This window comes from Vibrio harveyi NBRC 15634 = ATCC 14126 = KCTC 12724, from assembly GCF_001591145.1.
GTDB lineage: Bacteria > Pseudomonadota > Gammaproteobacteria > Enterobacterales > Vibrionaceae > Vibrio > Vibrio harveyi.
In genome coordinates this window covers 64385-88694 of the sequence record NZ_BCUF01000021.1, presented here as the reverse complement: position 1 = coordinate 88694, position 24310 = coordinate 64385, and the positions used below count along the sequence as shown (strand labels likewise).

Below are 24310 nucleotides of genomic sequence, written 5' to 3'. Positions count from 1 at the left end.
AATCAATGACAACGCTCTGAATCCTGCATCTTGAAGTCACTTGGGTATAGTAGAAGCCAGACTCAGAAAGCGCGATGGGTGAGAGGGCATTGAGTTAATACTTCAAAATAAGTGACAAGCTCATCGGCAAGTTTTGGATTGTTGCGACTCAAATAGTAGGCATTCATCTCGGAATGAGTCCCTTCGTAGGTGGTATCAGGCATGTTGACGAGATTCATTGATGCAACATAACGGTAAATAAATTGAGTCTCTGTCAGGTTACCCGTGGAGATAATGATTGTGTCATCGACGACGATAAATTTAGCGTGCAAAGAGGTGTTGAAGTAATACGCCGTGTTTGGTCTTTGTTTGAGGAAGTTGACCATCTGGAGAAAGTTAGTGGTATTAGAAGGCATCCGCGTTTCCACTAACTGCTGGTTGATGCAAACGTAGTGTTTACCTGATTTTTTAATTTTGTGTTCATCCGTATAGGTTTGGGAAATGACGCGCAGTTCGACATCGGGATGGTTAGGTATTAAGTTCTGATCATTAATGTGCTGTGCACACAGAATGACCCTTTTTCTCGCATTGCGAATCAGGGTATAGATTTTATCCTGCACAATGGTATTGGATTCATTTAAAAAGTGAGCGGTAAAGTAGATGCCTTGATCCCATGAGGGGGAAGACAATCTCTCTTGTGTCTTCTCTTGATAGCTATACCCTCGTTTTTCCTCGTAATGTTTGATATTTGCGCTATTGATTTTTAAGTGGTCAAAAAACACCTGACACCTTTGATGATCGTGTTCTGAATTTTCCGTATGAACCAATAACTCATGCTTAATTAAGTCCCTGACTGCCATATTTGAAGACGTGACCATGGAGTGACTAGACCCCGATTTGAACTTAATAAATAGGTGTTTGATATGGAGAGAGTAGGGCATTCTTCCTCGAGAGAAGGGCTTAACATACTTCGATCGGACATACATATGATCACAGATGTACAAGTTGATTTTTGGATTCTCAGACTTGGCAAATCTGCCATATAAATATTGGGCGATGTCCTTTTTGGAGAACGGTTTTTCCTGTTTACTTTGTAGTGCTTTGTTTTTGCTTAGCTTGGGTGCGAAAGTGGGAGATTGCGCCGGAGTTTTATCGTAGCCCTCTAAAGGAATAGAGAAGATATTCAATGTAATTCCAGCCTTCAACGCTGATCCAATCATACTTTCCAGCATCAATTTGTTATTGCATAAATACAACGCGAGATTGATCTCTTCGATCTGCTCTTTCTGTTGGTCGATAAAATCGCAAATGAAATCAGTAAATTTGGGGCTTCCACCTTCCGCGTAAAACTCATAATCCGGTAGGTTTTGTTTTGGTGATGGACCATCAAACAGTATTCTTTCTCGCATGGTATTTAGCTGTACAGAAACAAATGAAAACCACTATACCGCGACTAAATTGTGTATTGGCTGTGTTTGAATGAACTTAGAAGTGGTTCAAAAAATACTCACTCTCTATTGAGTCATATTGTTATTAACGGCTGGGGTTAGAGTTACAGCCAATAAAAAAGGCTCCGCTGGAGCCTTTTTTCATCGGGGGGCGCACTTACTTTTTGGTGTGGAACTGTTCGCATGCCAGCATTGTGTTCTCAATTAGGCTTGCCACTGTCATCGGACCAACACCACCTGGTACTGGGGTAATGAAGCTCGCGTTTTCACGCGCTTTATCGTATTCCACGTCACCCACTAGTTTGCCTGACTCAAGACGGTTGATACCCACATCAACCACAACCGCGCCTTTCTTAATCCACTCTCCAGGAATGAAGTTCGGCTTACCAACCGCAACTACAACAAGGTCTGCTTGGCGAACGTGACCTTCTAGGTCTTTGGTAAAGCGGTGACAAGTCGTTGTTGTGCAGCCAGCAAGAAGCAGCTCAAGAGTCATTGGGCGACCAACAATGTTTGATGCACCAACCACAACTGCGTGTTTGCCACGTAGTTCGATGTTGTAACGGTCAAGAAGCGTAATAATGCCTTTTGGTGTACAAGAACGAAGCTTAGGAATGCGCTGTGCTAGACGACCCACGTTGTAAGGGTGGAAGCCATCCACGTCTTTCTCTGGGTGAATGCGCTCAAGAACGTGCGTTGCGTCGATGCCAGCAGGAAGAGGCAACTGAACAAGAATACCGTCGATTTCTGCGTCGTTGTTCAACTCATCAATTAGAGCCAGCAATTCTTCTTCCGACGTTGTCGCAGGAAGGTCAAAAGACTTAGAGACAAAGCCAACTTCCTCACACGCACGGCGCTTACTGCCAACGTATACTTGAGAAGCTGGATCTTCACCAACTAGAACAACTGCAAGACCAGGAGCGCGAAGACCAGCTTCAATACGAGCTTTCACACGTGCTGCAACTTCGGATCGAACAGTTTGGGAAATAAGAGTTCCATCTATATTTTGAGCAGTCATGACTTTCCTTTTAAATTGAGAAGGCAAATTATTTGCGGCGCATTGTCGCAGAAAATCTATTTAACATCCATACGCAAACGTTTGCTTTGTAGTGTTTTTGAACATTTAGCCTTTTGGTGCCCTTTTTTTAGGCATTCAGATCAGAATGTTATGAAAACTCGTTGATTTAAGCGCTTGAACTCGTATAATCCTGTCCCTGTAGCGCGCCCTTAGCTCAGCTGGATAGAGCACGTCCCTTCTAAGGATGTGGTCATAGGTTCGAATCCTATAGGGCGTGCCATTTATTCAAAAGCCCCGATAACTCTCTGAGTTGTCGGGGTTTTGTCGTTTTGGATTGTCCAAAATGACTCATTTCATAGAATTTGGTTCTCTTCTATTCCATTTAGTAAATCATGAAAAAAATAATTCTAACCGCAGTTGTGCTTTCTATTTTAAGTGGATGTGTCACGCGTAAAGTTCGTGTGCTTCCACAAGCTGTCAATATTTCTCCGATTACTGACGTAGCAATTAAAAATCTTAATTGTCAGATGGTGGACTCTTACACGATTGAAGATATCCATCCTAACAACGTTGACCGTATGTTGAAGAATCAAACGTACGCATCGGGAGGTAACCGTTATCACATTGCTACCGTGCTCGATACCAGTCGTGGTCGTCCTTCCAGTGTGGTTGCTGAGTTGTATCACTGTCCATCGGCTCCGAGCGTAAGTGTGGCTAAAGCAACCAAAACCATGTTACTGCCTGGTGCCAATGAGGTGCAGCCAATCTCATTTGCAGAGGTGGAAAACAATGAGTGTAAAGTCATCGGTAACCAAGCTGTGTCTGAGCAACAAAAAGGCTCACTATTTGAGGAACTTGCAAACCAAGTTTATATGGCGGGTGGTAACCGATATCACGTGGTGAAGGTGATAGAAACCGATGGGCAAACCCCAACGTCAGTTTCAGCAGATATTTATCGCTGTAAGCACCGTTCTGTAGCTTACGAATAGAACAAAAAAGCGCTAGCTAAGAAGCTAGCGCTTTTTTGTTTAAAAGGGGCTTAGATCTTTTTAAAGATGAGTGAGGTGTTGATACCGTGGAACATAAAGTGAAAGTTCAAAGTGATCTGATGATAAGGCGAAGAAAAATTGAAGCCGATGTAAAAGGTAAGTCTACGAGGAGATGGTTGTGTTTAAAAGCAATTGAGGTTCATTGAAGCTCTCTTAATAGGTGCTGAGAGTATCTCTTCATCATTGTGAATTTGAGTTTATGTTGTTCAGCTGTAACAGATGTTTGTGTTGAATGTTCTTACATTTTTATCAAGATATTACATGCACTAAAAGTTGATTTAAAAGTATGGTGTACGTCATTATTTTGATTTATGATTGCCGATTTTATATACAACTAATTTGCTAAAAAAATGACTAACTTTCTTGCTTCCATAATTGCCTCTTATAGTGCTACATCAATCTCAGATGTATTCATCTATACAATCTTTTTTCTACTTATAGCTTCTAGTATTTTGGCCTTTCTGGGAAAAGCTCCAAGATTTACGGCAAGTACAACTAACATACTTACCTCTTTAGGTATTTTAGGTACATTTGCAGGTATCGTCGTAGGTTTGATGGAGTTCGACCCCTCCAATATTGATGGCAGCATTGAGTCCTTGTTGGCTGGCTTAAAAACAGCATTTTTGACGAGCTTAGTTGGCATGGCTGCTTCGATTATCTACAAAGCAATTCTTGGGGCTATTCCACAGAAAGGTGACTCTACTGCAAAATCCGTAGGTCCAGAAGAAATTCACTCTGTTATGTCGGCTCAACTTAATGCTTCTAATGAGCTGCTATCTGCAATAAAAGGGGACGAGGACTCATCATTAACTTCACAAATTAAAAATTTACGAATCGATATTAATGACGGAAATAAATCATTAGCTCGTCATATGGAAAAGGCTGTTGAGGGTAATGAAAAATTCCAATTTAAGCTTTGGCAAAAGATGGATGAGTTCGGTGAGCTTTTGTCTAAATCTGCAACAGAGCAAGTCATTAATGCACTGAAAGAAGTCATTGTTGAGTTTAATGACAAACTGACTGAGCAGTTTGGAGAGAACTTTAAACGCTTAGATGAGTCAGTGAAAAAGCTTGTTGATTGGCAAGAAAACTATAAAGACCAACTAGCAGATATGGCCACGAAGTATCAGCTAGGTGTAGATGCTATATCTTCGACAGAGAAGTCAGTAGCTAGCATCAATGAACGTACAGAAGCCATCCCAGCGACTATGGAAAAACTTCATCAAGTTATGGAGTTAGGTCATGGTCAAGTGACGGAGCTCGAGCATCGCTTAGAAGCATTTAAAGATCTTCGTGATAAAGCAGTAGAAGCAATGCCGCAAATTCGCGAGCAAATGGATAATACCATGTCGGTAATTGGTGAATCAGTTAAAGCGGCTTCGACACATTACGAATCAATGCTGCAAGAGTCACAAAACATTATTGATAACTTCAGTTCGACTGCGACTCAGAGTGTTGAACATATGCGTACAAACTTGGAAGCGGGAGCCGAGAATGTATCGAGCCAACTAATTGAAAGCTCTCAAACGTTGGGTGGGCAATTATTGGAAGCATCAACGACGTTCCAAGATCAAGTGGGCACAGCGACAGGTGGTCTAAGTAATGTGACCAGTCATCTAACTGATACGACAGAGCAGATCAGGCAACACCTTGAAGACTCAATTACTGAGCTGAATGGACAGCTTCGCGTACTGGTTGCCGATATTAAAGACGATGCACGAGAAACAGGTAATGTTCTAAAAGAAGCCAACCAAGAGTTACTAAATAGCACGAAAGAAATTCAGTCAGAAACGACATCAGCGATCAAAAAACTTCACGATCGCTTAGAAACCACTCTAGAAGAAGTGTTCAAAGTGCAGGCAGAGGCAGTACGTAGAACATTCGATAGCTTAGAAGACCAGATCACGCAGTCAGTAGGTAGAACTGGTAGCGCAGTTGAGAAACAAGTGGAAGTGCTTGATCTACAAATGCAGCAAGAAATCAACCGAACTATGAATGAAATGGGTGAAGCGCTTGCGACGATTACTCAACAATTTACCCGCGATTACCAAGCGTTAACGCGTGAAATGTCGAATGTTGTAAACAGTAAAATTGCAGTGTAATCATGGAAAAGCTATTCGGAAAAAACAAATCTATGGGTGATGGTGGTGAACATTGGATGTCAGTATCAGATCTAATGGCAGGTCTGATGATGGTGTTCTTGTTCATTTCTGTTGCGCTTATGCGTGATGCTATGGTTGAGCGCGACAAAATCAAAGAGGTCGCAGAAACTTATCAGAAAACCCAGCAGGCCATCTATATTGCGCTGTTGGAAGAGTTTGCTAAAGATCTTGATACGTGGGGCGCTGAAATTGATCGAGATACATTGAGTGTCAACTTTACTGCGCCTGAAGTATTGTTCGGTAATGGTAAGGCGAACTTAACTCAGCAATTTCAAGTAATTTTGAATGATTTTTTTCCTCGTTACCTTGAAGTGTTAGACCAGTACAAGCCGATTATTCAAGAAATTAAAATTGAAGGGCATACCTCTAGCCGTTGGAACCACGATTCCAGCGATTACGAGGCTTACTTCAATAATATGCGTTTATCACAGTCACGGACGCGTGCAGTACTTGGTTACGTAATGAAGCTTGATGATGTTCGTGCACAACATTATGGCTGGGTAAAAAATAACGTAGCGGCAGTAGGGTATTCTTCATCTAAAGCAGTTGTTAAAGATGGTGTAGAAGACGAAAAACGTTCTCGTCGAGTATCTTTTCGTGTAATCACTAACGCAGAAGAGCAGATATTGAAGATCTTGGGGGCGGAATGAAACTAACGCTTAATCTTCATTCCCTTATGCGTGCGATTGAAATTATGGAGCCAGAAAAAAAAGGTGTATTTGTCTGGGACCATCAAATAACTGAAAAAAGCAAAATTGATATAGAGCTTGCTCAGGGCAAAGACGTTGAGCTCAAAGATGTCGATATTGATTCTGGTTTACTTAGCTACAAAGGAAGACAAGTTCTCCTGTATATAAAAGATCATGGTAGTGCCGTTCAGTCAGTTATTAAAAAACCGTCGACTGGCAATAAATATCATGTGGCTGATTGTTCTAAGTTGAAATCTATGCGTGCGGAAGGGCGATTCGAAAGATATGTAGTTACCAATGATACATCTGGTGAGTTTCCTATATCTGGTGGCGGGTATTATGGTCAAAGTAGGGAAGAGGGCTATGCAAGATTAAACATTTGCAAATTATGCTTAGGGCAATTGAATTATAAGGGCTATAGCAGTGGTGCCCATCGTTCGAATATATTTAATGAATTTGATATGTCAGAATTCTTTGCTACCTATAGCTCTTTCTTCCCGCATATGCCGTCTCGACGAGCTGAGACCGCTGAGAGTGGCTACAGTGATGATTGGTCGAAAATATCCTCCCACTATCGCGTCGAAAGAAACTTTGAGTGTGAAGAATGTAAAGTGAATATGCGTTCTAATCGATCACTTCTGCATGTTCATCATGTGAATGGTGTTAAATCAGATAACAGACCTTCAAACCTTCGTGCACTGTGTATCGACTGCCACAGCAAACAACCCTTGCATGAGCATATGGCTCTCAGCCATAGAGAGCGTCAGACAATAAATGATCTGCGTAAACAACAAGGTTTACTTGATGACCTCGGTGAGTGGCAAGAGTTGTTTGATTACTCAGATCCAGGTGTACATGGCGTATTGCATGCTTGTCGACAAGCGTATCTGAAACTCCCCGACATTAACTATTTTGTTGAAGATAGTTTCGGAGGGTTAGCCGCACGGCTTGAACTTGCGTGGCCAAATCACAAATTTGGTGTCGCAATATCAATGAACGATATTGAAGATGCAAATAGTAATGGTTGGCAGGTCGTGGGTATTAATGACTTTTTGGAAAATTACAAATCACAAGCTTATAACTTAAGGCGCTAGATTAGTATAGGTTATAAAAAGCGCTAGCTAAGAAGCTAGCGCTTTTTGTTTAAAAGGGGTTTAGATCTTTTTAAAGATGAGTGAGGTGTTGATACCGCCAAACGCAAAGTTATTGCTCATTAGGTATTCAACATTGAGCTCACGACCTTGTCCTGAGATGTAATCTAGGTCGCCACACTGTGGGTCTAGGTTCTCTAGGTTAAGGGTCGGGTTAAACCAACCTCCGTGCATCATCTCTAGGCTTAGCCACGCCTCGATAGCACCACAAGCACCTAGGGTATGACCAAAGTAGCTCTTCAATGAGCTGATTGGCACTTTACCGAGTGCATTTGCCGTGGCGTTGCTTTCTGCAATGTCGCCGCGGTCAGTCGCCGTACCGTGCGCCGATACATAATCGATTTGATCTGCCGAAATGCCGGCGTTCTGTAGCGCCATCTCCATACAGATTTGCATGGTTTCCATTTGAGGTTGTGTTACGTGTGCAGCATCGCAGTTGCTTGCAAAACCAATGATCTCGGCATAGATTTTCGCGCCGCGAGCCACTGCGTGTTCGTACTCTTCTAAAACCAATGTACCTGCGCCTTCGCCAATTACTAAGCCATCGCGCTCGGTATCGTAGGGTCTTGGGGTACTTTTCGGTGCGTCGTTTTTCAAACTGGTCGCGAAAAGGGTATCAAACACAGCCGATTCTGTTGGGCAAAGCTCTTCAGCGCCACCTGCAACCATCACGGTTTGGTAACCGTGCTTAATGGCTTCGTAGGCGTAACCAATCGCTTGGCTGCCAGAAGTACATGCGCTACTGGTTGGGATCACGCGACCTTTTAAGCCAAAGAACAGACCAACGTTAACTGCAGTCGTGTGTGGCATCATTTGTACGTAAGTTGTCGCGGTAATCGCTTTGGTGGTTTTATCATTTAGCATTACACCAAATGCGCCAATGGCATCGGTACTGCCTGTAGATGAGCCGTAAGCGATACCGGTTTGACCGTTAGTGAGAACATCATTGCCAATCAGACCAGCTTGGCTTAGCGCGTTTTCTGTTGCGACAGTCGCAAGCTTAGAGACACGACCCATACCGCGGACTTGTTTGCGTTTGTAATGCTTCGGTAGTTCGAAGTCAGTTACAGGTGCAGCAAGCTTGGTGTTCAAACCATCATATTGCTCATAAGAAGGCATGTATTGAGTGGCGTTCTGGCAGTCGCGCAGTTTAGGCTCTACTGCTGACCAATCGTTACCAAAGGCGGTAACACCGGACATACCTGTCACAACGACTCGACGACTCATACTAAGCCTCCATTTACTGAGATAACTTGGCGGGTAACATAACCTGCGATATCAGACATCAAGTAGCTTACCAGACCAGCCACTTCCTCTGGTTCACCCATGCGACGAAGAGGGATTTGCGGCATCGCGTGCTCTTTTACGTGCTCATCCACCATGCCAGTATCAATAAGACCTGGTGCCACACAGTTCACGGTGATCTTACGTTTTGCGAGTTCAAGCGCGAGAGATTTCGTTGCACCAATCACGCCAGCTTTTGCCGCGCTGTAGTTGGTTTGACCACGGTTGCCCATCAGACCAGACACCGACGCGAGAGTCACAATACGACCGCCTTTGCGTTTTTGTACCATTGGCATTACGCAAGGGTGCAGTACGTTGTAGAAACTATCTAGGTTGGTATGAATCACGCCATCCCATTCTTCTTCCGTCATAGCTGGGAAAGCAGTGTCGCGAGTGATGCCAGCATTGTTGACGACACCGTAGTAAGCACCATGCTCTGCGATGTCGGCTTCTAGTTTAGTACGGCATTCTTCGCGGTTGCTGATATCAAACTGGATCAGACGACCTGAGCCACCATGTTGTTCAATGGTCTCTAAAGTGTTTTGTGCGCCTTGTTGATCGCCCATGTAATGCACGACGATGTGGAAACCGTCTTTGGCAAGTTGAACGGCGATGGCTTTACCAATGCCTTTACTGGCACCAGTTACGAGGACTTGTCGGGTCATTGTTGACTCCTGATTTTCATTTCTTTTAATTTTTCTTCTGATGGAACGTATACGTTCAACTGACAGGTAGCGATGGTTTTTTCTTGCCACTCCATGCGAGCAGAAAACACCGCCATGCCATTGTCTTCCATCATTTTCTCGGCATATACGTCGAGCTGTTGACCTTTAGTAAAGGCATCGCACTCAGAGGTGTAACGTCGACTGCCTAATAAGAACCCAATAGGTGGCTCCTGTCCTTGAATAAGGGCATGGTAGCCAGACCAAGCGGCAACAGACTGTGCCATAAACTCTATGCCGACATACGCCGGAACCGTTTGAGTATCACGGTTGAAAAAAGGGTTATGCTCGCCAATATCAACCTGACAATGGATGGTGTCTTGTTGAATATCGATAGCACGATCAACCAAGATCATTGGTCTATCGTGCGGAAGCAGTTGTTCAATTGGGGGAAGTTTAGTCATGAGCGTAACCAAAAATAAGACTAACGTTATTACCGCCGAAAGCAAAAGAGTTGCTTAAAATCGCTTTTCCACCAAGTTTTGATGGTGCTTCAACGAGGGAGATTTCGATATCTTCCGCTTTGTTTGCGCAATGCTGGACGGGGAGATCGAGATCGTAATTCAAAATATGCCATGCGATTGCCGCTTCAGTTGCGCTGGCTGCACCTAGAGTATGACCGGTTAACGGTTTGGTTGAGCTCACTGATACAGCATCACCAAAGCAGCGGAAAATGGCTTTGCTTTCCATCGAATCATTCAATGGGGTCGCGGTTCCATGCGCATTGATGTAACCAATATCTTCAGCCGTTAAGCCAGCGTTTGAAAGGGCTTTGTTCATGGCCTCTTCTGCACCGAGTCCCTCTGGGTGTGGTGCAGAGATATGGTGTGCGTCAGAGCTGTCTCCTGCGCCTAACAATGCCACTTTGGCGGGCGTGTGGCTCAATAACATGATGGACGCGGCTTCTCCGATATTAATACCCGAACGATCTGCATCGAATGGTAAGCAGTGTTTGTCTGACAGGGCTTCTAGACCACTAAAGCCATTTAAGGTCAGGCGACATATGGTGTCGACACCACCAACAATCACGGCATCGACTAGCCCCGATTTTAAAAGACGTTGAGCGGTGATAAATACGCGTCCACTGGAAGAGCAAGCTGTCGATACGGCGTAATGAGGACCTGTCAGTCCAAAATACGCTGCGACAAAGTCACTGCAATGACCAAGCTCTTGCTTACGGTAATGGTAATCGTTTGGGAACTCACCATCTGAGAGCTTTTCTGCAAAGGCAATTTCACCATCTGCAATGCCGGAGGTGCTGGTCCCGATCACCACGGCAATGCGGTCTGAGCCATATTGGCCAATGGCTTCGCGGACTTTGGGTTCGATCTGCAAAATGGCAGAGAGTGCGAGTCGGTTGTTTCTAGAATCAAACGAATGCAACGCCTGCGGAAGCGTTGGTAATGGTTCTAAGACGCGTCCAATAACGGTTTCTCGATCGTTATTCAGAATGGTTTTATCCACGACCATGTTTGATGGCTTAGAACCTGATAGACATTGATGAATGCTTGTATCATCGTTACCCATCGCGGAATGAAAGCCGCAGGCCTGAATATACAAAGGTTGAGGAGAGCGAGTAGACATAGTGTTGTATTAGGATCGTTCTTAATTTAATTGATACTGCAGTGTTTGAATAGAAATCGAAAACGGATGTTGAAGGTGATTAAAGCTAATCTTACCTTTCAGTTTGTCGCGATTCTCATAGCGGATGTCTATGATCTTTTCACCGTCGCTATTAAACACGGCTCTAGAATATTCATCATCAATCATTCGCCACCTTACCTTATTTAGCGGCGCTTCCCAAGCAGAACTCGGCCACAGCGTGATCATTAGGTTGAATAGTACTTGCTCCGGTTCTGGCAACGTGCCATCGAGACCGGCTAAAACTTCTGTATTTATCTGCTCACCATTGTAGTTGAGGGATAAAATTCGGGTACCCCAAGAGGAAAAGCCGGCTAGTGTGACATCGTTGCTGTTCACTTGTAATTGCACTGGCAGTTGTTCTTGTCTCTCTTTTCCTTCTGCGGTCCAAGTCGCAGTAATCAACTGGCTTGCTGTGAGGTGATAACCGAGATCGTTCGGGGCAGGGAGCGCGACAGAGACGCCTTTTTCTATTTCGACGCTAGGCGTTGATTGTTTGGGTACTAAGCTGCAAGCACTGAGCAAAGTTACAAAAATCATTGTGATGAAAATACGCACAGCCGTGGAAGTGCTCATTGTGATTTTTCCTTAGTCATAATAGCAATCGGCGAGAGTAACCAAGCGATGAAAATGCCACTTAAAACGGTCACACCAAAGCTATGAATCGCATGGGTTTGACTGAGAGAGAGTAACCCAAAAGACAATACCGTTGTGATGGCAGAGAGCGTAATCGCGAGAAGAGTGCTCAAACTGCGTGCTTTCTCAGCAAAAAATAGGGTGTAGTCGATACCGATTCCCAAGATCAGGATCAAGCCTAACAAGTTAAATAAGTTGAGTGTCGAGCCAGCAGCAACCGCGGCAGCGAGACCTCCAATACAAGCAATTGCTGAAGGGAGTAAAATACGCCAACCGTGGTGAAAGCCGTAGCGTTTGACTAGAACGGCAAAAATAATCGCGGCAGCAGCAAATAACAGCTCCATGATTTTAATGCGGTACTCGCCAAATAACGTCGAGATCTCTTCGGCTTTGTTTAAGTAACTGATATCTGATTGAGACTGCGCAAATGCTTTTACAATTTCTGGGTCGTTCAACTTGTTTAACGTGATGACCGCTGCCGATTGACCTTCGATTTCTCCCAAGTAGAGGAAGCGAATTGGTTCGGACACCGGATTGTTTAGATAGTCTGGCAAACTGACTGGCACAAGGGTGTTTGTCAGTTTTGGCTTGTGTGCCAGTTGTAAGCCTGATGCTAAAGCAGAAGCTTGCGTTTGGTACAGATTTGCTATCAGAGCAAAATCACTTTGTTGGCGTTCGATTGAGCCCAGATACTTACTCAAACTTTGATAGCCTTCAATGATGTTGGTTTGTTGCCATTGCTGTAGCGTGGGGTCAAGTTGCTCTAGTCGTTGAAGCAGAGATTGATCCGTGTCGGTGGTGACCACAAGCATTTGTTGAGAAGCCTGCATTCCACTGACTTTTGTAATCAAAGCCTCTTGCTGCTTTAGCGTTTCTGGCATGGCTTGCAATTGGCGAATGTCATCGTCGTACTTCAACTGAGTGAGAAAATAGCCACTGATGATAAGACAGGTAAGCGGCAGCCCAACTTTCACGCTAGGACGTTGCCACACAGATAACCATGCAGACAACAACCGATGACCCGGTACTTTCACCGCATTGCGAGAAGGTTTCACTGCGAGAATCGGGTACCAAGCCACTACGGTTGCGTAAGCGGCAATCAGTCCGATAGAGGAGAAGAGGGCAAGTTGCTGCAAGCCTGGGAAAGGCGCAATCAACATGCCTAAATAGCCAATCAAGCTGGTGATAAGACCTAAAGTGATGGCAGCAAAAATATGTTTGAGACCTTTTCGACTGTCCCACTGGCTGCCTTCAGATAAACGTTCCGTCAGATAATGGAAGGCGTAGTCTATTGAAACGCCAATCAAGCTTGCACCGAAGACCAAACTGAATAGATGGACTTTGCCAAATACCCAAGTGGTGACGCTAAGAGCAATCAGCAAACCAACCGAAATGGATAACAGCGCTAAAGAGAGCGGCATTAAACTTCGGAACACAACCAAGAACAACACGACGATGCCCAATAAAGAGAACACGCCAATAGTGCTGATTTCTGATTTCGCACTCTGAGTGCCAAAGTCTGCGTAAAACAGTACGCCGGTATGCGCGGTTTTAGCACCAAACTGTGCGGCGATGGATTGCTCTAGCTGTTCGATTTTTGGGACGACACTTTGAGTCGAGAGAGCGTATGGAGAACCACTGAGTGTCGCAGTGATTAAGAGGTATTGTTGACCATCTTTTTCGGCAGACAAGTAGCCATTATCGAGTCTAAACGCTGATGTTTGCTGCGTGACTTGGCTTAAGTAATCACGAAACAGTAAGAACGGATCGTTTTGTAGCTCTTGACCTGTTACGCCCGAAAACGGGTTGTAAAGGGATTGAACCACATATTGCACTTGAGCTTGTGGGTCTTGGCTTAGTCGCTCTCGTTGTGCTTGAGTCAGTTGCTGGAAACGATGATTGAAGTAGTAGCTTGCCCAAGCTTGTTGAGCGTCAGGTGATATTTTCCCGACGACGTTGGTAAACTGTTGGGTTTCTCTTAACCCTTTTTCAAATGCGCCAGCGGCTTTTAGCAATTGTGTTTTGTCGGCAGCGGTCAGTACAAAGATGACTTGATCACTCATACTGGTGGAGACTGCTTCAAACGCTTGCTCTGCGATTGGATTTTGCTGATTTTCAGGCAGCAGTTTTAGGATGTTGGTTTCAATCGGCGAGTGTTCGCTCCCCACCCATTGTTTTAATAGCAGAGCGCTTGCGATCACAACTAAGCTTAACCAAAGCCAAGCCAATGCGTATGAACCTAGACGGAATTTAGAAATCAAATTGAGCCTTTTCTGCATCCGTTAATTCCTTTGGCAAAGACGCTTGTTGAGTAAACTCAATCTCTGTTTTGTCTCCGCGCAGTTCTTCTAGCATTAATTGGTCAATATGAGTGTTACCAGAGAGCGTGATGGCTTTAAACACCGCGTTAAGTGGCGCTCGTTTTGGAGTGAGAACCAATTGCCATTGACCACTATCTTGAGCAGAAAAGTCCAGTGTAAACTGTTCTTTCAATGCTGCGGTATCACCATGGAAAACTGATAGAAATACATGGCTAAAATAGAATGCCATTGGGTTTTCTTGTGCGGTGATGGTTTTTGGCGCTTGGTTAGCAAAGGTCTGGCGTAACTTGTCTTGAGTTAAAACCAAGTTTACGGCAAATGGGATCTGCTGTTGCCAAAGTAAACCGTGCGATTTGCTGAGAGTAAAAATGCCTGTTGAAGTAAGCGGTTGATTAAACATCTCTAGGTGACGGCTTTGTTTAAAATCGCCGCGGACTACTTCGTTTTGTGACAACTGTGCCTGCAACGAGTCGAGATCCACCACTTTTGCCCAGCTCGGAGTCGAGAATGATACGAGCAGAGCCATAGACACAAATAAAGAGAACAAGGATTTGCGCATTAAGATAAGCTCCCACACTTATGCCACTGCTCTACTTTATCTAGAAAAGCGGCAGGAGAAACAAAGCACATTTCTTGTTTTTCGATAGAAACTGCCACTTGTGTGGTATGAGCTTTACACATGCGCTGATCGGTTTTGGCATCATAAATCACGTAGTCTACGCGCAAGCGGTTTTCCCACTCAGTGAGCGTCGCGGTAATGCGAATTTCATGGTTGAATGGGATTGCCTTTACATACTTCACGCGGGTGTCGATGATTGGCCACATGTAGCCCGACGCTTGCATATCACGGTAGCTGTACTCAATCTTCTCCATTAGCACTCGGCGTGCTTCTTCGAAGTAACGAAAGAAGTTACCGTGATAGATGACGCCCATCGGATCAGCATCCTGAAATGAGGTGACCATTGTCACCTCAGTTTCTAGCGGGTAAAGGACTTGTTCTTGCATTACGCCTCCGCGTACAACAACCAGTGACGTTGTTGGATTTTAGCTATGAAGTTACGTAGATCGTGCTCTAGTGGACGGTCTTCGACAACAAACTCGAACTCTTCCAGTACCGCATCGCGAATCATCTTCAAGTTACTGCTCATGTGGTGTTCGTCTAGCTCATTATGGCGGCGACGAATCTCTACCGCTTGAACACTCGCCAGCAAAGATGCCGCTGCGACTTGTTCTGTCAGCTCAAGAACGCGCATACAGTCGCGAGCTGCAATCGTACCCATGCTCACTTTGTCTTGGTTGTGACACTCTGTTGAGCGTGAGAACACGCTTGCAGGCATGGTGTGTTTTAGCGCTTCTGCTGTCCAAGCTGAAATACCAATTTGCACCGCTTTAAAGCCATGGTTGATTGGCTTACGTTCGCCTTCCGCACCCGTCAGGTTGAATGGCAGACCATTGTTGAACTTGTAGTCCATTAACTGAGCCATCTGACGATCCAGTAGATCCGCTAGGTTCGCGATGTTTGTTTTCAGTGTGTCCATCGCCATTGCAATATGACCGCCGTAGAAGTGTCCACCATGCAGTACGCGTTCGTTGTCGCCATCGATGATTGGGTTGTCGTTTGCGCTGTTAAGCTCGTTCTCGATCAATTGACGCAACCAAGGAAGAGAATCTTGAACCATGCCGATCACGTGTGGAGCACAACGCAGAGAGTAACGATCCTGCAGGCGGTCACTGTTGCGTGGTGGGCGTTCCGCTTTAAGGTCGTTACGTAGCCATGCCGCAACTTGTTGTTGACCCGGATGAGGTTTCACTGCGAAGAGGGCTTCATCAAAGTGGAAATCATTGCCCTGCATACCTACCGATACCATCGCCGTGATCTTAGTGCACAACTGAGCAAGGTATTCTGCGCGTTTGTAAGCAATACACGCCAGAGCAGTCATCACGGATGTGCCATTCATCAGCGCCAAACCTTCTTTTGGTTTGAGCGTAATTGGAGTAATGCCAAGTTCAGTAAATACATCAAGAGTTGGGCGTACTTCACCTTTGTAAAGCACATCGCGCTCACCAATAAGCGCCGCAGCAAGGTAAGACAGTGGTGTTAAGTCGCCACTAGCGCCAACTGAGCCTTCCTGTGGGATGCGTGGTGCAATGTCGTGGTTGATCAGGTTGACGATTTGGTTCAATAGATCATGCGAAACACCAGAAACCCCTTGTGATAGAGAACATAGGCGAGTTGCCAGCACGGCTCTTGCTTGCTCATGAGACAAGATCTCGCCTAAACCACAACCATGAAAGCGAGTGAGGTGAAGGGGTAATTCATCGACCAATGCTGGTGGGATTGCAACAGTGCAAGAGTCGCCATACCCAGTGGTTACGCCGTAAATTACGCCTTCTTCTTTAAGTAATTTTTCTAGGAATGCCACGCCGCGATCAATCTTCGATGTGAATTCCGGTGACGCATTCATGTTTGCTTTTGCACCGTGTGCAATCGCGACGACATCTTCAATCGAAAGGCGTTCTGCACCAAAGGTGATGCTTTGATTATTGTTCATTGTCATGTTGCTGATTACTTAAAGTCCAGAAATTAAAAAAGTTGTACCACTGCAATGGAGCTTGCAGTGTGTGATGTTCTAATCGTTGCGCATATTGCTGCACCACGTTGTCCAGCGCTTCTTGGCGACTCTTACGTGGTAAGACGATTTGATCACTAAAATGTTCAAAATATACGTTAAAGTGCGGCGTTTCGGCGTTATCGTCTCGTAGACCAAACAGCAGATAAACTGGAGCTTTCAACACTGAAGCCAACATAAATGGTCCCTGTGGGAAGGGAGCTGGCTTGCCTAAAAAGTCCGCCCAAACGACGCGGCTTTCAACGCTGGTGGAAGTGCGATCGCCAACAATCACCACCCATTCGCCTTGCTCTATTTTTTGTTGAAGCAAAATGGCGGTATCAGGTCCCATCGAACTCACTTGGATAAGGTTAAGCTCGGAGCTTGGGTTGACGGCCTTCATCACGGCATTAAATTGCTCGGCGTGCTCGGTGAACACCAATGCATTGATTTTCACGTGTGAATGTCGGCGACCAAGCGCTCTACACAATTCGATGTTACCAAGGTGGGAACCAAGAATGACCACGCCTTGTTGTTTTTCAGCCATCTCTTCGAAGTGGTGTTGACCATGAATGGTAAGATTGTCCACACTGAAATCACCTTGCCAAGCTGCCAACTTATCAAGCATGGTTCGCCCAAATGACAGCAGGTGCTGATAGCTGTCCAAAGGTTGAGGTAGGGTGATGTTCTGTTGTTTCGCGTGTTGTTGCAATTGATCTAAGTAGATCTCAGAAGCTTGTCGAGCAGACTTACCTGTTAGGTGGTAGTAACGCATTACGAGCTTCAAAATGAGGTCAAAAACTTTGCGCCCAAATACTCGATAAACGGCTAATAGGGTTTTGATCCCCAACACGGTGCCTTGTTCTTTTCGCTTTGACCAATGAGCGTCGCGAGATGTTGCTTGCTTGGATTCGTTTGCACGCTTGTGCTTACGAGCCAGCAATGAAGGGATGCGAGGCAACATGCCAAAGAACAAACGTGTGTGCATCCAACTGATTTTTACGTTGTCCCAAAGTGCATCAAAATGAGAAATGCCACCTTCAGGGTAAATCACGCGTGTTGGTACGAAATCAATATCGGTGCCTTCCCAATACATACGAACTAAGATCTCAATGTCGAAGTCCATGCGCTTACCAATGTCGTACTTGTGGAGCACGTCCACAGTTTGGGTAAGAGGGTAAGCTCGAAAGCCACACATGCTGTCTTTGATAGAAAGCGATAGCGTCTCAATCCACACCCAAACATGGGTCGCGTATCGTCCGTAGAGACGTGATTTAGGTACGCTTTCGTCGTAAACCGGTTGTCCAGAAATTAGTCTGTTTGGGTTAGCCTGCGAAGCCTGCAATAACGTTGGCACAGCCTCAAGGTCGTGTTGCCCATCGGCATCTATCTGAATTGCATGAGAGAACCCTTGTAGCTGCGCTTGCTTAATACCAGCCATTACTGCGCCACCTTTACCTTGGTTTTCTGAAAGGCGAATCAAGGTGATTTTCTCTTCATTTGCTAAAGCATCTAGAGCACGTTTTGTCTCTTCATTACTGCCGTCATCAACGACTAAAACTGGCAGGGAAAAAACAGACAACGACTCAACTACAGCCGCAATCGTGCTGCCATGGTTGTAGCATGGAATAAGAAAACAAGGGTGGTATTGGTTCTCGTTGCTTGCGCTTGTCACGTTAATTCCCTAGCTTCATTTTGCCTGAAGAATGAACTACGGTTTGTTCGCCCGAGATCGACGTATACTTAAATGCCAGTTTTTCACGCTCTGCATCCCAGGAAAGCGTGAGGCTAACGCACATGTCCGGTAGGATAGGTTCTTGGAATTTGATGACTTCCATGCCTTTGAACAGTGTTGGTGTGTTCAAGTATTCGACCGCATAAAACAGCGCCCAATCGATTTGTGTTACGCCTGGCAACAATGGGAAATGGGTAAAGTGACCTTGGAAATCCAAGATGTCGGCATCGACACGCATTTCAATCGTCGCGATGTGATTGTCGATATCAACCTGTTTGAGCGTTGGTTTTCTTTTGTCCATGATGAGTTCTTTTATTCTTGGAACAGTTTTTCTATTTCAGCGATCTGGCGCTTGCCTTGGCTATTGAGCGGAATCTCGTCTAAAACGCGGAATTTTCTTGGAATAGCAATCGGCTCTAACCAGCTACGCAAGGCTTTTCTTAGCGCTAACCAGAACTTACCTTTCCCGAGTTCTTGCAGTGTTTGATCGCCTTCGTTGGTCAAGACTATCACTGCAAATAGAGACAGCCGACCGGCATCTTCCATCGGGATGACGGCACTTTCTTTTACCCACGGCAATTGCTCTAAACGCTTCTCGACTTCGACCAACGAAACGCGCTTTTCTTCAACTTTGACGATTCTGTCGGTGCGACCGCGTAGTTCGAAGGAAATACTATCATGGAAATAGCATTCATCTGCAGTTTGATACCACGAGTTTTCATCAATGTGGGGGGAGCGAAGCTTTAAACAGTTTTCATGATTTAGAGCGGCTTCAACACCGGGGAAAAGAGTCCAAGGTTGGGTAGCAGATAGTTGCTGTCGATAAGCGATACCACCCGTTTCGGTACTTCCGAAGACCTCTAATGGGTAATCACCAAACAATTGCTGGCTGTGATTGGCAGCATCATTAGCTAAAGGACCTCCAGAAGAAAAAACGCAGCGTAACGCCGATGGTTGATGCTCTTCTGTCAGGCGTTTAAGTAATGCAGGGCTACTGATCAATGTTGTCTCAGTAGAGGCAAAATGCACAATCTGCTCTGGAAATTCTAAGTTATGAGCGGCAAAAGGGCGCCCAGAGCACAATGGCCAGAGAACGCGGAATAGCAACCCGTAGATATGTTGGTGAGATACCGTGCTCTCGATATGAGAACCTTCCAGTTTGTCTCCCCATAAGCCGTCAAGAATGGCGACTTCCACATCCAGTTGTTTGAGTGTTTTTCTGATCGCTTTTGGTTTACCGCTTGAACCTGAGGTAAACAGCGTGACGTTGATATTCGCAAGTGGCAAGGCTTGCCATTCACAAATGAGAGAATCGAAACTTGTATTCACGTGCAAAGCTGAGAGCCCTGTCGGAATCATCACTTCAGTGTCGTGCAATACAAGATCGAAGTGCTCGTCGAGCTCTTTTAAAGCTTCAGGTTGGTAATTGCCGGGAAGGACGATGGATTTTCCAGCATGACAACAAGCAAAGAAACTGAGCGCAAAAAGGTAGCTGTTGCCAAAACAGAGCGCGATTCGTTGGGCATCAAGCGCTTCTAACGTTGCTCGCAAACTGGCGACGTTATGCTGAAAAGACTCCCACGTCATGGTTTGGTTTCTGTCATACGCAATCGTGGATTGTGCCTCTCTATTGGTTGTCATTAAGGTCGCAATAGAGGAGAAGTTTAACGAACTTGTGTTCATACGATTTAATGTTCCTTTCGTACAAATTGACGCACTATCCATTCACCAGCGAACAAGCTACCAGCGAGTAAATAACTGATTAAGCCGTTGTACAGCGTCCAGATTTCGATAGGTTGAAAACAGGTATACAGTGCTACCGATGCATTCAAGATAAAGAATCCACACCACACGATCGTAACTTTTCGTGTGTAGATCACGCCACTTTGAGGAAGTTCAGGCTCTTGAAGGCGAGCCAGTCTCTCGATGATGGTTTGCGGTTGCTTCAAGCTCAGTGAGAACACGCCAAGCATGCAAAGGTTGACGACAACAGGGTAGAACTTTAGCCACCCGTGCTGCTTAAAAACAACACCTAAGGTGACTAAGACAATACCCACAACGCCCGTGGTGATCGCAAGGAACTTAAACTCTTTGAGTGGTGTTTTGTTTGCAGCGAGTAACCGCAAAAGCAACGCTGCAACCAATAAGCCACCAACCAGATTTAAACCAAATCGGTCGATACCGAAGTAAACCGCGAAGGGGTAGGCAAATAATACAATTGCAGACAAAACCGTCAGCAATTGGCGCATTAACTTTCCTTGAGAAGTTCAGTTACTGCATTAACCACGTCATCGACAGTACGAACTGTGCTGAATTCCGCTGGTTTGATCTTTTTGCCAGTGACATTTTGTAGGTGTACAACAAGGTCTACGGCATCAATGCTGTCTAGGTCTAGATCGGTGTAAAGATGGGCTTCTGGCTGAATGTCTTCAGCTTCAATTTCGAATAGCTCCACAAGCGCATCTTTAACTTGTTCAAATACTTGATCTTTATTTACGTCTGTCATGAATATACCTAAAAACTATTCATTATCTTGAGAAGAGGTTTGAGAAGAAATGTACTTCGCAAGGTTAGCTACAGAAGCGAAGTGCTCACGAGTGTTCGAATCGTCTGCATCAATGACAATGTTGTATTGCTTTTTAATTGCTAATCCAAGTTCAAGAGCATCGATAGAATCCAAGCCAAGACCATCACCAAAAAGTGGCGCTTCTGTTTCAATATCGTCGACGGTTAAATCTTCTAGGTTTAGAGCGTCAATAATAAGTTGCTTGATATCGTTGTGTAATTGTTCCACTGGGACCTGCTTATAATTACGAATTTTCTGGAAATATAGTTTCAGCCAAATGCTGTTGTAAGCGACGAGCCGCTATCGTTGGGGACGTAGTTTGCTTTATAAAAGGCTCAATCTCAACTTTATCCTTAACTTCAACCTTGAAAAATGGTTTTGTCTTTGGAACTTGATACCATTTTTTCTCTTTTGTCAGGAAGCTTGGCGTGACCGTAATATGTACGACACGCAAATCTCGCTCGGTTCTAACCGCTATTTGCGCAGCGCCTCTTTGTAATTTCGATTTTACACCTGGAGTGGTTCTTGTGCCTTCAGGAAAAATAAGCAAAACGTTACCATCGTCAAATCTTTCTTCACACATTGCTAATAAATCATCAGGTGCTTCGTTGGGTATATAACCTGCAGCCTTAACAATATGCTTCATAAATGGGTTTGCCCAAATTGCGGATTTAACTAAACAGTCGCAGCGCTTTAATTGGGATGCGATCAAAACGTAATCAATTAAACTTGGGTGGTTCGCAACTATGAGACAGTTTTTATCTTGTTCAAGAATGTCGGCACCAATGATTTGGTAATCAATTGCGCCGCAAAGCTTCATCAAATTACAAAAAGTGTTGAAAGAATATTGAATCGCCCCTTGAACTTTATATTCTCTCTGTTTTATATCCGATGTAGTTAGGTGAATAAGTGGAATGACGATAAAGCTGAGTGCCAAGCCACCTAAACCAAAAACCGAGAAACAAAATCCTGTCGCGAATACTCGCCAATATTGATTCAACATTCTCATTGACGACGCCATTCCCATGATTGTTGAGGCGAATGAATCGTCCAATTGTTTGCTGATGATAAAAAGTGCTGAATAAAGCCAAGCCCTTGCGGAAAGGCATCTTCGTCTGTTTTCTCGGTTGTTGCTTGAACGCTAAAAGTATCGCCATGAGAAAGCACCAGACCTAAACCATATCCATGGTAAGCGTGCGTTTCAAACTCAGAATATGACTCTGGGAGTGGCTCATCAAAATCGACAATCAGAACTTTCTTGTCAGGGTTGTCATACAGGAATAGCCACGCTTCGATTAACGCGCTTTGGAAGGTATTTTCAGCAGCTGCGATAGAGGTGAGAGGGATCGGCTGTTTAGTTGCGATGGTCGCAAGCCCCGCTGCGGTATTATGCACAGACTGAGAGAATGCCATTGGCGAAGCTTCTTCACCCTTGAGGATGTCTTCTACCAACGCCACACTGCGATGAAGTTCACCATGACGGCTAGAGAAAACAAGGTAGTCAACATCGTGCTGCTTGAGCAACTCAATCGCCGTTTGAACCGCTAGCTTACTCAGTTGGCTCATACGTCTGCGCATCATAGGTGGGATATCAGATACGTTCAGTTTGCCTTCTTCTGGCCACTGACCGGTAGAGGTCCATTGTTTCCACTCATCGACTTGACTAAGCCCTTGAGAGTTAGCTGACCAAGCGTCGATATTAAACGAAATTTTGATCTTGGAGTTTGGCATATTTGATTAAATTGCTTTATTTTACCGCTCGATACAATTTAAGCTTCAGCAGAAACCATAATAAAGGAAATTATCATGTCACGTTTAAAGCTGTTTATATCAGTGCTATTAACTTTGCTTCTTGTCGGTTGTGGTCGAGTGCAACCTGTATTGAATGTGGAGGATACTCCAGTTGCTTATGATCTTCAAAATAAACAAGTAAAAGCGGCGATTGTTCAATCAGCAACTAATCGCGGTTGGACGATTGAAGAAACAAGCCCAGGTGTATTAATTGCAAAAATCAACGTTCGTAGTCACTTTGCGGAAGTAAAAATTCCATATAGCAACAAATATTATTCAATTATTTATCTCAACTCAGTAAATCTAAAAGCAAGTGATGGCAAAATCCATCGTAATTACAACCGTTGGGTGAACAACTTAAATGTTGATATTCAACGCGCGCTTGCACTTTTAGGCGCAGAGTCCCAGTAATAATTATATTAATTGAAGTTAGGTTTTTTCGTGTTAAATCAAAATATTGATCCTTTCAACGCTTTTGAAGCTAAAACAGAAGCTCAAAAATTATCTTTTGCCCCTATTGTTTTCCACACTGCGAGAACATTAAGAGAACTTGGTATCTTAGCCGCGCTCGACAGTGCAGGCTCAAAGGGTATGAACGCTGTAGAAATTGCAGAAAAAACGGGTGTGTCTGAATACGGCGTGAAAGTATTGTTGGATATGGCCATTAGTGCGCACATTGTTTTGTGGGAAAAACCTAACTATTCCTTGGCTAACCTAGGCTTTTACTTACTTTATGATGGCATGACGCAAGCAAACATGGATTTCACTGCCGATGTTTGTTACGCCGCTATGATGCACCTAACGGATGCGATCAAAGAAGGCAAGCCGTCAGGTCTTAAAGAACTTGGTGATTGGGAAACCATTTACCAAGGGTTATCAACATTGCCAGAACAAGCGAAACAAAGCTGGTTCAAGTTTGACCACTTTTACTCTGATCGCTCTTTCCCACTATTACTTAAAGAAGTATTTGCTAATAAACCAAGTCACATTGTGGACATTGGTGGCAATACTGGTAAGTGGGCAATGCAGTGCTGTAACCACGATCAAGATGTTAATATTACGATTGTTGATCTTCCTCAGCAGCTAGAAGTTGCAATGGCAAATGCCAAGGAAAATCAACTGAGTGAGCGCATCACTCCATTCCCAGCCAACATGCTGGATAAAGCTCAAGTGTTACCTGAGCACGCTGATATCTGGTGGATGAGTCAATTCCTTGATTGCTTCTCACCAATCGAAATTCTCAATATTCTTAAGAAAGTGAAAGCGCAGCTTCGAGAAGGCGATACGGTGTATATCTTAGAACTGTTCTGGGATGCACAAAAATACGCGGGAGCTTCTTATAGCTTGAATGCGACCTCGCTTTACTTTACCTGTTTAGCAAACGGCAACAGTCGTTTCTACCGCAGCGATGATTTCCTGGAAATTGTTGAAGCGGCAGGCTTAGTCGTGACAGAAAGAACCGACAACATTGGTCTCGGTCATACATTATTAAAACTACAAGCAAACTAG

At 44.6% G+C, this 24310-nt stretch carries 25 protein-coding genes and 1 tRNA gene; 7 read left to right on the top strand and 19 right to left on the bottom strand.

Annotated features, from left to right (window positions below; genetic code table 11):
- Nucleotides 1-62 precede the first annotated feature (62 nt).
- Entirely contained in the window at nt 63-1388 is a 1326-nt protein-coding gene (locus tag VHA02S_RS12735) for a phospholipase D-like domain-containing protein (RefSeq protein ID WP_038899702.1), read from the bottom strand.
- Nucleotides 1389-1584: 196 nt separating this feature from the next.
- Nucleotides 1585-2445: a bifunctional methylenetetrahydrofolate dehydrogenase/methenyltetrahydrofolate cyclohydrolase FolD gene (folD, locus tag VHA02S_RS12730; protein ID WP_005446463.1), complete on the bottom strand. Its 861-nt coding sequence runs from the start codon at nt 2443-2445 to the stop codon at nt 1585-1587.
- A 203-nt stretch (nt 2446-2648) separates the two neighbouring features.
- Between folD and VHA02S_RS12725 the strand changes: the two genes are divergently transcribed.
- The 5 genes from VHA02S_RS12725 (at nt 2649) to VHA02S_RS12705 (ending at nt 7439) form a co-directional block, all read left to right on the top strand.
- A tRNA-Arg gene (locus tag VHA02S_RS12725) sits at nt 2649-2725 on the top strand.
- A 112-nt stretch (nt 2726-2837) separates the two neighbouring features.
- Complete coding sequence (locus tag VHA02S_RS12720) at nt 2838-3434, top strand: hypothetical protein (RefSeq protein ID WP_053051860.1); 597 nt, start codon at nt 2838-2840, stop codon at nt 3432-3434.
- A 410-nt stretch (nt 3435-3844) separates the two neighbouring features.
- Nucleotides 3845-5596: a membrane protein gene (locus tag VHA02S_RS12715; RefSeq protein WP_038898594.1), complete on the top strand. Its 1752-nt coding sequence runs from the start codon at nt 3845-3847 to the stop codon at nt 5594-5596.
- A 2-nt stretch (nt 5597-5598) separates the two neighbouring features.
- Complete coding sequence (locus VHA02S_RS12710) at nt 5599-6306, top strand: OmpA family protein (protein ID WP_038898593.1); 708 nt, start codon at nt 5599-5601, stop codon at nt 6304-6306.
- Nucleotides 6303-7439 (top strand): HNH endonuclease signature motif containing protein, encoded by a 1137-nt coding sequence (locus VHA02S_RS12705; protein ID WP_038898592.1) that lies wholly within the window; start codon nt 6303-6305, stop codon nt 7437-7439. The genes VHA02S_RS12710 and VHA02S_RS12705 overlap by 4 nt, the downstream gene beginning before the upstream one ends.
- A 60-nt stretch (nt 7440-7499) precedes the next feature.
- Here the strand turns inward: VHA02S_RS12705 and VHA02S_RS12700 are convergent, their stop codons facing one another.
- Genes VHA02S_RS12700 through VHA02S_RS12620 form a run of 17 tightly spaced genes read right to left on the bottom strand, consistent with a single transcriptional unit; the run spans nt 7500 to nt 22741 of the window.
- The gene (locus VHA02S_RS12700) at nt 7500-8723 is read right to left on the bottom strand and encodes a beta-ketoacyl-ACP synthase (RefSeq protein WP_005446466.1); all 1224 of its coding nucleotides are present in this window, start codon (nt 8721-8723) and stop codon (nt 7500-7502) included.
- The gene (fabG, locus tag VHA02S_RS12695) at nt 8720-9445 is read right to left on the bottom strand and encodes a 3-oxoacyl-ACP reductase FabG (RefSeq protein WP_005446468.1); all 726 of its coding nucleotides are present in this window, start codon (nt 9443-9445) and stop codon (nt 8720-8722) included. The genes VHA02S_RS12700 and fabG overlap by 4 nt, the downstream gene beginning before the upstream one ends.
- The gene (locus VHA02S_RS12690) at nt 9442-9906 is read right to left on the bottom strand and encodes a hotdog family protein (protein WP_017818965.1); all 465 of its coding nucleotides are present in this window, start codon (nt 9904-9906) and stop codon (nt 9442-9444) included. The genes fabG and VHA02S_RS12690 overlap by 4 nt, the downstream gene beginning before the upstream one ends.
- Complete coding sequence (locus VHA02S_RS12685) at nt 9899-11086, bottom strand: beta-ketoacyl-[acyl-carrier-protein] synthase family protein (protein ID WP_038898591.1); 1188 nt, start codon at nt 11084-11086, stop codon at nt 9899-9901. The genes VHA02S_RS12690 and VHA02S_RS12685 overlap by 8 nt, the downstream gene beginning before the upstream one ends.
- Nucleotides 11087-11107: 21 nt before the next feature.
- Nucleotides 11108-11719 carry a DUF3261 domain-containing protein gene (locus tag VHA02S_RS12680; protein ID WP_038898590.1) on the bottom strand — a complete coding sequence of 204 codons (612 nt, stop codon included), beginning with the start codon at nt 11717-11719 and terminating at the stop codon, nt 11108-11110.
- A complete protein-coding gene (locus tag VHA02S_RS12675; protein ID WP_050567810.1) occupies nt 11716-14058 on the bottom strand; it encodes an MMPL family transporter in 2343 nt (780 codons plus the stop codon). The genes VHA02S_RS12680 and VHA02S_RS12675 overlap by 4 nt, the downstream gene beginning before the upstream one ends.
- Nucleotides 14030-14659 carry a LolA family protein gene (locus VHA02S_RS12670; protein ID WP_017818969.1) on the bottom strand — a complete coding sequence of 210 codons (630 nt, stop codon included), beginning with the start codon at nt 14657-14659 and terminating at the stop codon, nt 14030-14032. The genes VHA02S_RS12675 and VHA02S_RS12670 overlap by 29 nt, the downstream gene beginning before the upstream one ends.
- Nucleotides 14659-15105: an acyl-CoA thioesterase gene (locus VHA02S_RS12665; protein WP_005446478.1), complete on the bottom strand. Its 447-nt coding sequence runs from the start codon at nt 15103-15105 to the stop codon at nt 14659-14661. Before VHA02S_RS12665 ends, VHA02S_RS12670 begins: the two co-directional genes overlap by 1 nt.
- A complete protein-coding gene (locus VHA02S_RS12660) occupies nt 15105-16658 on the bottom strand; it encodes an HAL/PAL/TAL family ammonia-lyase (RefSeq protein WP_017188379.1) in 1554 nt (517 codons plus the stop codon). The genes VHA02S_RS12665 and VHA02S_RS12660 overlap by 1 nt, the downstream gene beginning before the upstream one ends.
- Nucleotides 16642-18384: a glycosyltransferase family 2 protein gene (locus tag VHA02S_RS12655; protein ID WP_038898589.1), complete on the bottom strand. Its 1743-nt coding sequence runs from the start codon at nt 18382-18384 to the stop codon at nt 16642-16644. The genes VHA02S_RS12660 and VHA02S_RS12655 overlap by 17 nt, the downstream gene beginning before the upstream one ends.
- Nucleotide 18385: 1 nt before the next feature.
- Nucleotides 18386-18745: an ApeI family dehydratase gene (locus VHA02S_RS12650; RefSeq protein ID WP_005446483.1), complete on the bottom strand. Its 360-nt coding sequence runs from the start codon at nt 18743-18745 to the stop codon at nt 18386-18388.
- An 11-nt stretch (nt 18746-18756) separates the two neighbouring features.
- Nucleotides 18757-20127: an AMP-binding protein gene (locus tag VHA02S_RS12645; RefSeq protein WP_038898588.1), complete on the bottom strand. Its 1371-nt coding sequence runs from the start codon at nt 20125-20127 to the stop codon at nt 18757-18759.
- A gap of 5 nt (nt 20128-20132) precedes the next feature.
- Nucleotides 20133-20693, bottom strand: coding sequence for a COG4648 family protein (locus VHA02S_RS12640; RefSeq protein WP_009700647.1), 561 nt, complete (start codon nt 20691-20693; stop codon nt 20133-20135).
- Nucleotides 20693-20950: an acyl carrier protein gene (locus VHA02S_RS12635; protein ID WP_005446488.1), complete on the bottom strand. Its 258-nt coding sequence runs from the start codon at nt 20948-20950 to the stop codon at nt 20693-20695. The genes VHA02S_RS12640 and VHA02S_RS12635 overlap by 1 nt, the downstream gene beginning before the upstream one ends.
- Nucleotides 20951-20965: 15 nt before the next feature.
- A complete protein-coding gene (locus VHA02S_RS12630) occupies nt 20966-21238 on the bottom strand; it encodes a phosphopantetheine-binding protein (RefSeq protein WP_009696047.1) in 273 nt (90 codons plus the stop codon).
- Nucleotides 21239-21254: 16 nt separating this feature from the next.
- On the bottom strand, nt 21255-22019 hold the full coding sequence (locus VHA02S_RS12625) for a lysophospholipid acyltransferase family protein (RefSeq protein ID WP_009696048.1): 765 nt from the start codon (nt 22017-22019) through the stop codon (nt 21255-21257).
- Nucleotides 22016-22741 (bottom strand): beta-ketoacyl synthase chain length factor, encoded by a 726-nt coding sequence (locus VHA02S_RS12620; RefSeq protein ID WP_009696049.1) that lies wholly within the window; start codon nt 22739-22741, stop codon nt 22016-22018. Before VHA02S_RS12620 ends, VHA02S_RS12625 begins: the two co-directional genes overlap by 4 nt.
- Before the next feature lie 75 nt (nt 22742-22816).
- On the opposite strand from VHA02S_RS12620, the gene VHA02S_RS12615 reads away from it, so the two are divergent.
- Both VHA02S_RS12615 and VHA02S_RS12610 read left to right on the top strand, forming a co-directional pair.
- Nucleotides 22817-23212: a hypothetical protein gene (locus VHA02S_RS12615; protein ID WP_005446495.1), complete on the top strand. Its 396-nt coding sequence runs from the start codon at nt 22817-22819 to the stop codon at nt 23210-23212.
- Nucleotides 23213-23242: 30 nt separating this feature from the next.
- Nucleotides 23243-24310 carry a class I SAM-dependent methyltransferase gene (locus VHA02S_RS12610; protein WP_009696050.1) on the top strand — a complete coding sequence of 356 codons (1068 nt, stop codon included), beginning with the start codon at nt 23243-23245 and terminating at the stop codon, nt 24308-24310.